At 35.6% G+C, this 14,065-nt stretch carries 14 protein-coding genes; 13 read left to right on the forward strand and 1 reads right to left on the reverse strand.

The genetic code is table 11. From position 1 onward, the window contains the following. Positions 1-201 precede the first annotated feature (201 nt). The 11 genes from ACUXV0_RS16545 (at position 202) to ACUXV0_RS16595 (ending at position 11,610) form a co-directional block, all read left to right on the forward strand. Positions 202-1,101 carry a hypothetical protein gene (locus tag ACUXV0_RS16545; RefSeq protein WP_446190685.1) on the forward strand — a complete coding sequence of 300 codons (900 nt, stop codon included), beginning with the start codon at positions 202-204 and terminating at the stop codon, positions 1,099-1,101. Positions 1,102-1,119: 18 nt separating this feature from the next. Beyond that, positions 1,120-2,181 (forward strand): polysaccharide pyruvyl transferase family protein, encoded by a 1,062-nt coding sequence (locus tag ACUXV0_RS16550; RefSeq protein WP_446190686.1) that lies wholly within the window; start codon positions 1,120-1,122, stop codon positions 2,179-2,181. Then, positions 2,171-3,358, forward strand: a complete 1,188-nt coding sequence (locus ACUXV0_RS16555; protein ID WP_446190687.1) for a glycosyltransferase — start codon at positions 2,171-2,173, stop codon at positions 3,356-3,358. The genes ACUXV0_RS16550 and ACUXV0_RS16555 overlap by 11 nt, the downstream gene beginning before the upstream one ends. A 24-nt stretch (positions 3,359-3,382) precedes the next feature. Continuing rightward, complete coding sequence (locus ACUXV0_RS16560) at positions 3,383-4,282, forward strand: glycosyltransferase (RefSeq protein ID WP_446190688.1); 900 nt, start codon at positions 3,383-3,385, stop codon at positions 4,280-4,282. Further along, a complete protein-coding gene (locus ACUXV0_RS16565) occupies positions 4,279-5,436 on the forward strand; it encodes a glycosyltransferase family 4 protein (RefSeq protein ID WP_446190689.1) in 1,158 nt (385 codons plus the stop codon). Before ACUXV0_RS16560 ends, ACUXV0_RS16565 begins: the two co-directional genes overlap by 4 nt. A 1-nt stretch (position 5,437) precedes the next feature. Next, positions 5,438-6,217, forward strand: coding sequence for a WecB/TagA/CpsF family glycosyltransferase (locus ACUXV0_RS16570; RefSeq protein WP_446190690.1), 780 nt, complete (start codon positions 5,438-5,440; stop codon positions 6,215-6,217). A gap of 54 nt (positions 6,218-6,271) precedes the next feature. After that, positions 6,272-6,628: a VanZ family protein gene (locus ACUXV0_RS16575; RefSeq protein ID WP_446190691.1), complete on the forward strand. Its 357-nt coding sequence runs from the start codon at positions 6,272-6,274 to the stop codon at positions 6,626-6,628. Between the two features lie 204 nt (positions 6,629-6,832). After that, positions 6,833-7,879 (forward strand): hypothetical protein, encoded by a 1,047-nt coding sequence (locus ACUXV0_RS16580; protein WP_446190692.1) that lies wholly within the window; start codon positions 6,833-6,835, stop codon positions 7,877-7,879. Positions 7,880-7,895: 16 nt separating this feature from the next. Continuing rightward, positions 7,896-8,696: a YjbH domain-containing protein gene (locus ACUXV0_RS16585; RefSeq protein WP_446190693.1), complete on the forward strand. Its 801-nt coding sequence runs from the start codon at positions 7,896-7,898 to the stop codon at positions 8,694-8,696. Position 8,697: 1 nt separating this feature from the next. Further along, positions 8,698-9,783 carry a YjbH domain-containing protein gene (locus ACUXV0_RS16590; protein WP_446190694.1) on the forward strand — a complete coding sequence of 362 codons (1,086 nt, stop codon included), beginning with the start codon at positions 8,698-8,700 and terminating at the stop codon, positions 9,781-9,783. Positions 9,784-10,221: 438 nt separating this feature from the next. Then, positions 10,222-11,610: an undecaprenyl-phosphate glucose phosphotransferase gene (locus ACUXV0_RS16595; protein ID WP_446190695.1), complete on the forward strand. Its 1,389-nt coding sequence runs from the start codon at positions 10,222-10,224 to the stop codon at positions 11,608-11,610. Positions 11,611-11,617: 7 nt separating this feature from the next. Here ACUXV0_RS16595 and ACUXV0_RS16600 read toward each other — a convergent pair whose 3' ends face one another. After that, complete coding sequence (locus ACUXV0_RS16600) at positions 11,618-12,352, reverse strand: tyrosine-protein phosphatase (RefSeq protein ID WP_446190696.1); 735 nt, start codon at positions 12,350-12,352, stop codon at positions 11,618-11,620. A gap of 291 nt (positions 12,353-12,643) precedes the next feature. Between ACUXV0_RS16600 and ACUXV0_RS16605 the strand changes: the two genes are divergently transcribed. Together ACUXV0_RS16605 and ACUXV0_RS16610 are read left to right on the forward strand one after the other, a co-directional pair. Then, entirely contained in the window at positions 12,644-13,207 is a 564-nt protein-coding gene (locus ACUXV0_RS16605; protein WP_446190697.1) for a hypothetical protein, read from the forward strand. A 71-nt stretch (positions 13,208-13,278) separates the two neighbouring features. Next, positions 13,279-14,052 carry a hypothetical protein gene (locus tag ACUXV0_RS16610; protein WP_446190698.1) on the forward strand — a complete coding sequence of 258 codons (774 nt, stop codon included), beginning with the start codon at positions 13,279-13,281 and terminating at the stop codon, positions 14,050-14,052. Positions 14,053-14,065: the final 13 nt, after the last annotated feature.

The raw sequence follows: 14,065 nt of genomic DNA on the forward strand, positions 1-14,065 counted from the left end.
AAATTTGGTTCGTCTCTTTATTTTGTGCTAGATGCAATTGGTTTTACAATAATTACTTTCGACCTCAAAAGTCAACGAAGGAAATATTCGCATAAAGACCCTTTTAAATATTTGTTTTATGGTCTTTTTACAGGACTTGTAATTAGTATAACTTCATGTTTTTTTTATCACGGCCAGGATTTTATATCCACTTCTGTAGCCATGAGATATTTCTTTTATCTTCTTATCTATTTTCAGCTTCAAAAAAGAATTTTGAATGTCGATTGGCTTGAAAGGGTAATATTTATCCTTTCAATAGTTTATATGGTTCTATTTGCACTTCAATATTTCTTGTTTCCAATAAAGATTTTGGATTACGGTAGTATTAAAGAAATTGATCGAGGTCTATTACGTTTTCGCATTGAAGGGGCAGGATTTCTCATGTTGTCTACTTTCATGGCTCTGAATAGATTTATTTTAAAAAGAAAAGTTGCCTTTTTTCTATTCTATTGCCTAGGAATGTTTTTCCTATTTCTGCTCGGTTTTAGAACACTGCTTGTATCTGGTTTAATTTCATCTCTGTTTTTAGTAATAAAGCTAGCAAAAAGGCCTTTTCATGTCTTTAGGAATATTGCAGTTGCCATAATTCTTTTTTTGCCTATTCTCCGAATTCAGCAAGTTGAAAGATATATATCTAGTATGACAGAGATTAGCCTAAACCAATTGAATTCTGGAGATGACTACATTAGAAAACGTACGTTTAAATTTTACATGGAAAAGGTAAACATAGATGAGATTAGTTTACTTTTTGGTAACGGGTTTCCTCAAGAAAATAGTAAATATGGAAAACTGACGAATAATGGGTCAAAAGTTTATGGTTACATATTTGCCGATTTAGGAATAGTTGGCTTTGCAATTATTTATGGCTTAATCACAACATTGTTTTTCCTTTGGATAGTAATAAAAGCGATAATTATAAAAACTGATAGAAGTCAGTATTACCTAAGTGCTTATTTTCTGTACATTTTCATTGCTTGTTTTACCACTGCTGAACTTTACCGAACAGGGATTTTTGGAATCCAAGCCTTGGGGCTTTTCTTGATCAGTAGAACTAAGAAATAATTAACTTTAATCATTGCGGTGAAAATCTCAATACTAACTTTCCATAAGGCAAATAACTATGGAGCTCTACTACAGTGTTATGCTCTTAGTTCGGTTTTGAAAAGTAAAGGACATTCGGTTGAATTACTAAATTTTAACCTACACAAAACAAGTCTTTCAAGAAGTGTTAAGGCCAAATTAAGAAACTACATATACACTAAAAGACTAGATAAATTCAGAACAGAAAAGTTGCCTCTTGAAAGTTGTTTGTACAATTCATTTGAGGATTTGCAAAGAAAACAGCCAAAAGCAGACTTATTTATTGTGGGAAGTGATCAAGTTTGGAATTATGACATAACTAAAGATGATCTGGGGATTTATTTTTTTAACTTTTTGGAAGGTAGTATTTCAAGAATGGCTTATGCCGCTAGTTTTGGTTTGTCTAATTGGAATCTTGGAGAAAGAGAACAAGAAATAGCTGGATATTTAGGAAAGTTTTTAGCCATTGGGATAAGAGAGAAGGAAGGACTTAACATCTTGAAATCTAAGTTTAACATTGAAGCACATAATGTTCTGGATCCTACACTATTGTTAAACGACTATTCTGGATTAATTAAACCTGCTTTAAATAAAAACGAGAATTTAGTGGGTTATAAGTTCGAAAAAGGTGGTGAATGGCTTGATGTTTTAAAATATCTTTCAGGTGAAACGTTAACTAAACCGGTTTCTCTTAATGACAATGTGTTGCATAAGGGAATCTTATCTATCCCAATTCCAAGAGTAGAGAAGTGGCTCTCCTCTTTATATAATTCTGCATTTATAATAACTGACTCTTTTCATTGTATGGTATTCGCCATAATCTTTAAGAAACAGTTTATCGCTATGCCTGCAAATCCTAAAAGAGTAGGTAGAATGAAATCACTTTTAGAGAGTTTAAACTTAGAAAATAGGTTTTATAATGATTATGACGAAATTTATAGTCGTAGTGATTGGAGAGAGGAAATTGATTTTATAGCAGTGCATAAGAAACTGGAGGTTTTAAGGTCCTACTCGTTTGAGTTTTTAGATGAAGCACTAAAACAAGTTCCTAATGCAATCTAAAGATCTTAAGGTACTTGTTCTCCCATCGTTTTATCCTGTTGCAGAGGATCCTTTGAAAGGTATTTTTTTTCAAGAACAAAGTCAGGCCATTTCAAAAAATGTGAGAAGGTTGGATATTATATACCCTGAGTTAAGAAGTTTGAAAGAAATTAGTTTCACAAATTTCTATAAATACAGGTTTAATGTTACAGATGAAATAGAAAATGGAATTCGAACAATAAGAAAGCATAGAGTAAATTTATTGAGAACAAAGTTTGATCTAGGACCTGGACGTAGACTTTGGATAAATGCATGCTTTAATATGTGTAAGGCATATTTCAAAAGGTATGGATTCCCAGATATAATTCATGCTCATTGTGCCATCGGTGCTGGGGTGGTTGCTATGAATGTAAAAAATGATTTTGGTATTCCATATGTTTTAACAGAGCACGCCACAGGATATAGTAATCAACCTTTATCTGATAGTTTAATCAGAAAGCTTAGAAATGTTTTTCTGTCTGCAAATGAAGTCATAGCGGTTAGTACTCCTTTTAAAGACACATTATCTAAAAAGTTAAATATACCTATTCACAAAATTAAGGTCATACCAAACTTCATCGATACTGATTTTTTTAATCTCTCATCTGAGACTGAGAAAAAGGATTCGTCATTCAGTTTTCTCTCTGTTTGTCATTTAGTCTCCAAAAAGCGATTAGACAGGTTAATTGAAGCATTTACTATTCTTTCACATTCCAATCAAAATATTGAATTAATAATTGCTGGCGAAGGAAATCTTTCTCAAACCTTGAAAGAACAAGTCAGTGAGAATAAAATGTCAAACAAGGTTCAGTTCTTTGGAGTCGCAAACCGAGAAGAAGTGAAAAGTTTAATGCAACAAGCAGGATGTTTTGTTTTGCCAAGTGATATTGAAACTTTTGGTGTTGTCTTGATAGAAGCACTCTCTTGTGGGATTCCGGTAATAGCGACTAGATCTGGAGGTCCAGAAGATATCGTTAACGAATTTAACGGGATTTTAATAGATAAGTCAACTAATGAACTTGTTCAAGCAATGCAGTTCATGATAGATAACAAATCTAAATATCAGTCAATAGAACTAAGAAACGAAGTGATTTCAAAATTTAGTTCATTTGCTGTTTCGAAACGGTATTCCCAGTTGTATTGTGAAGTAGTGAACTAATTCTGAATCTCAGCTTTTTTAATTATGAATTTAGCACCAGTTGCATTATTTACCTTTAAAAGGGTAGATACTTTACAAAAGACAATAAATTCTCTTTTGTTAAATAAAGAAGCTGAGTGGACTGATCTTTTTGTTTTTTCTGATGCCGGGAGAAATGAAAAGGAAATCGCATTAGTATCTAGAGTTAGGGAGTATATAGAAAAAATTAATGGGTTTAGATCAGTTACTCTTATTTTTTCATCTGAGAATAAAGGTCTCGCTGCTTCCATAATAGATGGTATAGGCGACATGCTTGAAAAATATGATTCTACTATTATTCTTGAAGATGACTTGGTAGTAAGTACAAACTTCCTGTCATTTATGAATCAGGCTCTAAGTTTTTATAAAAACTCACGGAGAGTTCTCTCCATCTGTGGTTACTCATCTCCAATTGGTGTAAATGTTACATACAAGTTTGATACCTACTTTACTTATAGATCCTCTTCCTGGGGATGGGCTACCTGGAAGAATAGATGGGATGAAATAGACTGGGCAATGAAAGACTACGATTCTTTTATTAAAGACAAAAAAGCACAAAGAAAATTTAATCTTATGGGCTCAGATATGACTCACATGCTTAAAAAGCAAGATCAAGGTAAAATAAACTCATGGGCTATTCGATTCTGTTTTCACCAATTCCGGTATCAACTCTTTTCTGTTCACCCCGTCAAGTCTAAAGTGATAAACATTGGTTTAAATTCTAAAGAAGCTACGCATACAAATGGAATGACAGCAAGGTTTAAAACTAACCTTGATACTAGTGACACAAAGAGTTTCATTTTTGAGGACTCATATATATTAAATCACAGAATAATTAAAAAATTTGTACAGCCTTACTCTCTTAAAACGAGAATCAAGTATAAAATACTTAACCTTATTAAATGAGGCTTCTCATAATACATAACACTTATAAACATAAAGGTGGAGAAGATTCAGTGGTAAATCAAGAGTATGAGTTACTCAAGCGTCATGGTCTAAAAGTAGAAATATTAGGATTTGAGAATGACAGCCTCCCAAAGAATAAAGTACTTCTTTTTAGTTCAAGTATATACAATACCGTTTCTTACAAAAAGGTACTTGAAAAAATAACTTCTTTTAAACCGGATGTTATACATATACATAATTTGTTCTATTCTGCTTCGCCATCAATACTGTATGCTGCTAAAGAGTTAAATGTTCCGGTGATAATGACTGTTCATAATTACAGGTTAGTATGTAATGCTGCTACTTTACTTAGAGATGGAGCAGTTTGTGAAAAATGTATTGATAAAACACTTCCTTTATATGGAATAAAAAATGCCTGTTTTCAAGAGTCCAGACTAAAGACAGCTCAGTTAAACTTAATCACAGGTCTTCACAAGGTAAAGGGGACTTGGACAAGTAAAATTTCTAAATATATATTCTTAACCGAATTTGCTCAGAAGAAGATTGCAAGCTCCTCTTTAAAGCTTGATTTGAAGAATTGTGTCGTTAAACCCAATTTTGTTGCTGATTTTGGTAATTCTCAAATTGAATCAAGAGCAAATTCTTATCTTTTTGTCGGTAGATTATCCAAAGAAAAAGGAATAGATACCCTTATTGAATCTTTTAAAAAGCTATCTCATCCTATCGATATCGTAGGATCAGGCCCATTAGAAGAGGTACTGAAAAATGCATCTAGTGATTATCCAAATATCACTTTTTTAGGGCAGAGGAGTAAGGAAGAGGTAATTCAATTGATGAAAAACTGTAAAGCATTGATTTTTCCATCTATCTGGTATGAAGGAATGCCAATGACTATCTTGGAAGCATATTCATGCGGTACTCCGGTTATTTCTTCAGATATCGATAATGTAAATGAAATTGTAATTAATGGGAAGACAGGATTACACTTTGAGACTGGTAATACTGATTCTCTTAGCAAAATAGTTAATGAATTTGACAGTACTGATTATCAATATTTGTATGATGGTGCAAGAAAAGAGTATGAGTTAAAATATAATCCGGAAACAAACTTTGAAAAACTTAAGGCTATTTACGAAGGAGTAATAGAAAACTAAAGTGTCAAACTTTCTTAATTTTAATATTACCTTAAAGTCTTTTGATAACATTGTTAATCAAATTTTAACTGAGTCTAGGTCAGATTATGTTTGTGTGGCAAATGTTCATATGTTCATTGAAGCTCAAGACGATCTAAACTTTTTAGAACTGGTTAATTATGCAGATATCGTGACTGCAGATGGCAAACCTTTATGTCTCGCATTGAAATGGCTTTACGGTATTGATCAGGAAAGAGTGGCAGGTATGGATTTACTTCCGGCGTTAATTAATAAGGCCGATGGACAACAATTGAAAGTTGGCTTCTATGGTTCCACAGAGGAGGATTTAAAAATTGTATCTGATAAATTAATTCAGGAGTTTCCTGGATTGCCAAGTCCTGTTTTTATTTCGCCACCTTTTAGAGCCCTAACAAATAAGGAGCAACAAGATTATATCAATGAGTTAAACAAAGAAGAAGTAAAGATATTATTCGTGGCTCTTGGATGCCCTAAGCAAGAAAAATGGATGGCATCTATGAAGGGTAAAATAAACGCGACTATGATTGGGATTGGAGGGGCACTTCCGGTATTCGCAGGTACGCAAAAAAGAGCTCCACTTTGGATGCAGAAATTTGCTTTGGAATGGCTTTTTAGGCTCATGCAGGAACCCAAGAGATTATTTAAGAGATACTTTTATACCAATTCAAGGTTTATCTACCTCATTGTTCTTGAAAAATTTAAGTTGACATTTAATCGTGGGTACCGCCAAACTGAGTTTTCTAAATTAGGATTAAAGGACTAAATGCTACCGAAGCTTTGGTTAATTATATGTTTCATTCTAACCATTATTATTGCTGTGTTCTCTTGGCTCCCCAGTCCACAACTTAAGGAAACGGGTTTATTTCCAGGGGAATTAGGGGAATGGGTGGATGAGAATTATAACATGCGTACAGCGGTGCCCTTCGTATTCTTAGGTGTAGGTTTAAGAGCTCTAAATAGTAGGTTGCCTTTTATGAAAGCCTTGCTTAAGGTTTTGCTTATAGCCATTGTATTGGTCACCCTTGTAGAATTGGGTCAATTATTCTTACCTGCTCGTCATTTTGATATTCGTGATATTCTCTGGGCCGGGGCCGGGGCTATTCTCGGTGCTCTGATACATGAGTTATTCTGTTGGCTTAAAACGAGTACTCAAATTAGAACAGATAGGAAGTGACAGTTATGGCTAAAAGTCTACGTATATAAATATAGGTTAGTTTATTTAAGGTAGAAGTAAAGTGTTTAGGCCTGTTCTCACGCAGTAACACCAAAGCAGTAATCCAAAAAGTAATTCAATCTTTCAATTATACTTTTTTATTCACGAGGCCTCTGATAAGCAAAAGGATGGCATTGAGTGATCCATTTTTTAAATTTAATTATCATGAAAAAAACAGGGATGTTTAGAATGATGGCTTTTACAGCCATGGTCTCTCTATTGGTACTGGGAGGCTGTAAAAAGGACCCGATTGACGAACCAATCGAATACAATTTCGAAGAAGAGTTCGGAGAGGTAGAGTTAGAAGAGGTAGAGGAGGTAGAGCCGGAGGCTACTACTTCTACAGAGGCAGAAACAGTAGAATCTGAAGCTGCAGAGGCGGCACTTTCGGGCCTTGCGAATGGTGAAGTGACTGCAGAGCTAAGCACGGCTAGTTCAGCTATCAGTAGTACTGTAGAAGCTGAAGATATTGAGGCTACTTTGGCTGTAATGGATGAGAACGCTGTAAATGAACTAGCCGCCGGAGGCTCGCTTCCTGCAGAGGCTCAGAGTACGATAGACGCCGTATTGGCATCTGGGGCTCTAGATGCCTTTTTAAGTACGGTAGTAGATCCTACGGTAGATGGTGAGGATGTTTCTGCCAGAAAAAGAGCTACAGATAATCCTCAGAAAGCTGAATACCTGTATGGTCCAACTGAGGTTAATTTGGGCATCCAGGATGAATGTACAGATGCTGCTCAGGCAGCTTTTGATCCTGCCAAAGCCACTCTTGATGGTTTAAAAACTACGCAGGAGACCGCTGTTACAAATACATATAATACTCGCGTGACTACTATCAATTCAGAATATGATACAGATATTGCCGCTTCTACGGCCAAGTGGCAAGGTAAAATTCAAGATAGAACAGCCTTGATATTATCTTTGATAGTAAATATTGATGCCAATACAGAAATGGATGCCACCACCAAGTCTTTATTGAAGTTGATCATGTTCTCAAAATTAGCAGATGATATCGCTAAGTTTAATGGTCAGATGGCAAAACAGCTATCTGCAGATGCGATAAAAAGAGACAAGAAGATCAGTAAAGCGGGTGTGGCCAGAGATACTCAGCTAGCGGCTATCCAGAGCGTATATGATGCAGAGTTAGCTAGAATCACCGGCATTTATCAAGCTGCAGTAAACTCATGCCATAATCAGGGCGGATCTAACTAAGATATACTCGTCAATTTTGAATCGTCAAAATGTAAGTTCAGCAGGTCAGTATTTTTTACTACTGGCCTGCCTTTTCCTTCTTACAGGGAGAGAATGCCGTGCCCAGAGAAATCTTTCCGGCAAGCAGGGTCTCATTTACATTCCAGATGCTGAGAAGGTAACCGATGGGACATGGACTGTGGGTTATAACTATAACCCAATCAATTACAGTTTGAGAAAAAATCAAATATGGTCAGAACAAATCCTCTATACTGATTTGGCCCTATTGCCTGGTTTAAACCTGACGTTTATTCTGCTTCAAGGTAGAGAGAATGGCAAAAGGGTAAAAAAAGAGGCATTGGGAGATCGGCAATTAGATTTACGCCTACAGCTTATAAAAGAGAAACGTTATAGACCTGCTATGGCCTTGATAATGTCTTCACCTTTTACTATTGATGCAGCTTTACAAACTCATGTATTAGTTGCTACTAAATCCATAACACACAAGAAATGGGAGGCTTCTTTAACCGCTGGCTTTGGTAGCCCGTATTATTTTTACAGAGATGAAGATAATCTGAACAATGGAAATATTTTTTCCAATTTCGAATTACAAAAAAAGTCTGAAGATAGATACGGTAATAATTATCTGACGGGCCTTTTCGGAGGTATTAAAGTCGGATATGCTGATCACATTCATCTAATGATGGAGTGGGATGGCCAGAAAATGAACACAGGACTTCATGCACTATTTTTTAAGCGAATAAACCTGCAAGTTTCCGTATTAAACTTTGATCAGTTTTCTTATGGCATATCGCTACAACAGTCTCTAAATAACTAATGTGATAGAGAAGTTCGTGCTAAGAAGGTCAGTTTTTCTATTTCAAGCAGTGTGTATTGTTTTAGCAGGATACACCACTTGTGCTCAAAGCCTTGAAGATCTTGAAAATGTATCTTTACATGATTCTATTTTCGTTTTTGAACAAAGGGTTCATCGAGATTATGAGAAGTATTTTGGTTATATCACAGACGAATATGCTCACATTGCCGGCTTAGCTCCAATGCATCATGGAGTACCCATGGGAACATTTACAAAGTCTCAAAAAACATGGAAGGTTTCTGAAACTGAAATTCCAAAATCCAGCATAAAGACTTTTAAAGATTACAAGTTAGATTTTTGGATAAGACCAGATTACCGAGCAATTTATGGCAATAAACTACAAGCGGTAGAGAGTAAAACGGGTATTAACCTTTCCACCAGTATCATTTTACTACCTGGATTAGCTGTATATAGTGGTTTGCATATCCCTCTGATCAATGATATAGATCAGCAGCCTTTAAACCTAAGATGGGCTCCATCCTATATTGACTTTTTCAGAAAAGTAGGTTCCAACTCATTTGTAGATTTATCAGCCGGCCTTTTTTTTCAAGATAGATATGGTTTCAATCTGGAATATCACATATTCCCCCTAGATAAAAGCTGGTCTTTTGGTCTAAAGGGTTCTTATACAGGCTTTTACTATTTTTATCCGAAATCTTTTAAATATACTCCATTAGATGAATTAAGTGTATTGGGCCATGTGAGCTATCGATTTCCTAAACAGGATTTAAGCCTCAAACTAACGGGAGGTCAGTTTTTGTATGGTGATAAGGGCTTCAGAGCAGATTTTATTCGACAATTCAAAAGAGCTGAAGTAGGCCTTTTCGGAATTCTTAGTCAAAATGGAGCCACAATTGGCGTGGACTTGGCGTTCAGACTTTGGCCTGGTAAAATCTATCAAAACCAACGATTTCGGGTAAGAACAGAAAGTGACTTCCCTTTTCAGTATGTCTACTCCAGGGGTTTTAAAATAGGCGAAACCTTCAGGACGTATAATGATCTGTCAAGAAGGTTTCGTCAACTTCATGTCTATTACTTAAACAATTAAAAAATGATTAAGTACACGGCTGTGATAAGGATTAATAAAACACTAAACCTTCCCCATAGACTAAGAACATAATTATCGTTTTTGTTCATGGCTGTAAAGTTTTGAATTGAAAACTAAATATAATAATTATTTAGGATAAAATAAATATAACAAAACTAAGTTAGAGGAAAGTTTAAAATCTGCAAACGTATTCTGTCGATTGATAGATGATAGTGTTTTAATGGTCTTATAATAAGGTTATTGTAGTATTGTTGTGTCTTTGATTTACAATACTTTCAGGCATTTATAAATTCATGTTGTATTGTCTTAAGCTAAGAATTTGTAAACTCAGAATTACAAAGCGAATAGGCCTGTTTTAAGGTGAAATTTTTTAAAGGCTCGTATGGGGTTTAGGCTAAGTTATACCAAACCAAATCATATAATAAGTTATAAAGAATTATGATTGCCAGAGTTGAGAAAATGGCATATGTCAAATTGTTTACAGATGTGATCATTCTGATAATTTCCTTTCTTGTCGCAGGTAAACTTAGCGGAAGAGGTTTCGGGAATGAATCACTATTAATGATGGCAATTCAGGTTTTTGGTTGGTATTTCAGTACCAAAATAACCAACTTATATGATGAGTTTAGAACAGAAAAATACATTGGAGAATTGCTTCTGATTCTTCAAAATACGGTTATTCAATTACTTATTGCCGGGCAGGTATTTTTCTTACTAAGCAGTACCGACCAATCAAGAACGTTCGTACTGTATTTCGGATGTGTATTAGGGGGCTCCCTAATCCTTAAAAACTACATAGAAAAGAAAGCACTACTCTATTACAGAACCCATGGAGGCAATAAAAGATACGTTGTTTTTGTGGGATATAATCAAATTACTGAAAACCTCATATCCCTCATTCATCAAAGTCCTCATTACGGAATGAAGGTCTTGGGTGTATTGGCAAAAGAAGAGGAGCTGGATAGTCCGTATACATATCTGGGTGACTTAAGAAAGTTTTTTTCGAATAATCTCAATTCGAAGGTTGATGACTTAATTGTAACCACTGAAAGTTTAGACAAAGTTTTACTTAATGAGCTTTTTAGTTTTTGTGAGGCCAAAGGGATTCGGATGAAGTTTGTTCCTAATTTTGATAACTTTTATTTAAATCGTGCACAATTTCAGGTATTCGGGAATTACCCTTTAATAACCTTGCGTTCAGAGCCTTTGCAATTGCAACATTGGAAAATGTTGAAACGCTTTTTTGATATCATTTTTTCCGTTTTGGTGTTTATTTTTCTTTTGAGTTGGTTAATACCAATCATGGCAATCATCATAAAGCTTGATTCAAAAGGTCCCGTATTTTTTAAACAAGATAGGTGGGGTAAGAATGGAGAAAAGTTTAAATGTTATAAGTTTCGCTCAATGAAGCCTGAGAGTAAGGATGTAACCAAGGATAATAAGTTTAATCAGGCTAAACAGAATGATCCCAGAATTACCAAAATCGGGGCATTTTTAAGAAAATCTAATTTGGATGAGCTCCCTCAATTCATCAATGTTATTTTAGGAAATATGTCAGTAATTGGTCCAAGGCCTCACGCACATGAACATAATCTTAGAACCAAGGATGAGGTAAATAGTTATTTAGTCAGACATTGGGTAAAACCTGGTATAACAGGTTGGGCTCAGGTCAATGGTTTCAGAGGAGAAACGAAGACCAAAGAAGCCATGCAAAAAAGGGTAGAGTTTGATATATGGTACATTGAAAACTGGACCTTTTGGCTAGATATTAAAATTATCTTTATGACCGTCTATAATATGCTTAAAGGTGAAGAAAATGCTTATTAACAGGTAATTAGAGTTCACCATTCTTCCAATCATAAGACCTGAGTTCTTTCATCAGGCGTTTATTACTCCCCATTTTTTTCATAAAGTCCAGATGACGAAGGTGATGCATATCTGTACCCAGGTAACTCACTAGCTTCTCTTCCATAAGTCGATGGGCCATTTCTTCAGAGGCTTTTCCATAATAGCCTCCAAGCGAGTTGATATTTAATTGTAACTCACAGCCCAATTCCCTTAATTTCCTGAATTTCTGAAATGATTTTGCCAGATAGGTGTATCTCTCCGGATGTGCCAAAATAGGTTTATAACCCTGCATCACTAGCTCAAAAACTGTTTCTTCTAGTATTGGCGAATAGCCAACAAAAGAAATTTCAATGAGCACATGGTTTTCTCCAAAAGGAATAAGCTCTTTATTCTTAACTTTTTCTTCAAAAAAAGTATCCAGAAAATACTCAGCTGAGTATTGAAACTCTACTTCAGGATACCGTATCCCTTCTTTCTCTTTTATCTTTTCAAACGCTGGCTGCAGAGTAGTTCTGCTATTTTTATAAAAATCAGTATAGATATGAGGTGTGGTAATCAGCTTTTTAAAGCCTAATTCATGTAGTCCGTTAATTAATTCAAATGAATCCTCAGCATTCTCGGCCCCATCATCTACACCTGGCAACAGATGAGAGTGCATATCGGTATGTAGAAAATCAAAAGCATTGGTTGCAGATTTTTTTGATCTGAAAATAGAAAACATGTAGATCCTTTAAGAAGGTGAAAAGTAGGTAGCAATATACAATGACTTGATCATTGTGTTCTCGAAGAGCGAAAACATTTTAAAAATCTCGTCCATTTTCTGGAAAATGGATCAATTATTGGAAAGAATTTGACGATTAAACGGTATGAAACTCACAAACACTACCGTTTATCATATACGTGTACTCTAAATCAATCAATGGCACATTTTTTGGAATTTAGTTAGCGAATCACAAATGGCGATAAACGCCTCAATAGTTAGGAATAACCAAAAAATTTAAAATTGATTAAAATGAAAAAAATCATTTCACTAGCAACAGTTGTTATCTGTGCTTTCAACATTGCAAACGCACAAGACACAAACTCAGACAATCATCAGATTACAGTAGTAGTACCAAACATTGCTCTTTTAGATATTGAGCCAGGTACAGCAGCTACCAGAAACTTCACTTCCACTTTTTCTCAGCCAATTCCTTTGGAGGCCGGTGAAAAAATTAGTGACGCTGATGATAATGATGATCTTTGGATCAACTATTCTTCTATTCTGCCGACAGCAGTAACTTCTAGAAGAGTAGACGTAAAGGCGAGTGCTCTACCTGAGGGTGTTACTATCAAGGTAAAAGCGAGTGCAGCAGCAGCGGGTGGTGCAGGTACCAAAGGGTCATCTGCAGGTGAGGTTACACTTTCTACCACTGATCAGGAAGTTATCTCTGGTATCGGATCTGCGTATACAGGTACAGGTGTAAATAATGGTCACCAGCTAACGTACAGCTTCGAGGCCTTGGATACAGATTATGAAGACCTAAGAGCTAAGAACACTACCGTAACGGTAACTTACACATTAGTTGATAATTAAGATATAATCAAGCTGGCAGGAAATTTGCCTGCCAGCTTATTATAATTCTTCCAACTATAGCTTTCCAAAAAATGAAAAAGTACTTTGTAATTCTCATCCTCCTTCTGCTTTCAGCTCCTTTGAGCTTTGGATCCATTGTGATCAAAAACGGTCTTACGCATGTTCATAGTTTGACCAAAGGAGGAGAAGATACCGGTAAAATAATTGTAAAGAACGAATCTGATAAGGCCACCAAAATCCTGATTTATAAACTGGATTTGATAGCAGAATGTGGTCAGAAAATCGCTTACACCCCACACGAAGATTTTAAATATTCTCTTGAAGATTGGCTCAGCATGACCATTGAAGAGAAAGTTCTGGAAGCAAATGAAGAGTTTACATTCTTCTATCAGCTTAATGCTCCCGAAAATGCTGAAAATGGTTCTTACTGGTCGATGATCATGGTAGAAGGTACCGACCCATACACCGAGCTTCAGCCAAATGGAGTCTCTGTTAACTCTATCATCAGATATGGAATTCAGGTTGTGGCAGACCTGGGGACTAAAGAGATTTCAAGTTTGATGATTGCAGATATTCAAATGCCGGAAACTGAAGTGCCTTCACTGGAAGTTCAGGTCAGAAACGAAGGAGAGTACTCTGAGAAAGTAAGATTGTACCTTGAGGTTTATAATAACGAAGGTGAGCAAATAGCTACCATTAAAGGTTTGAGCAGAAGGGTCTACCCAAGAATGTGTTCTGACTTTACACTACCATTAGAGACATTAGAGGAAGGAAGCTATGAGGCAGTTTTGGTCATGGATAATGGCAAGGACTTATTTGCTTCCAACGTATCACTCGATATTTAAACTCTTTCTTTTA

The organism is Jiulongibacter sp. NS-SX5 (assembly GCF_052828545.1).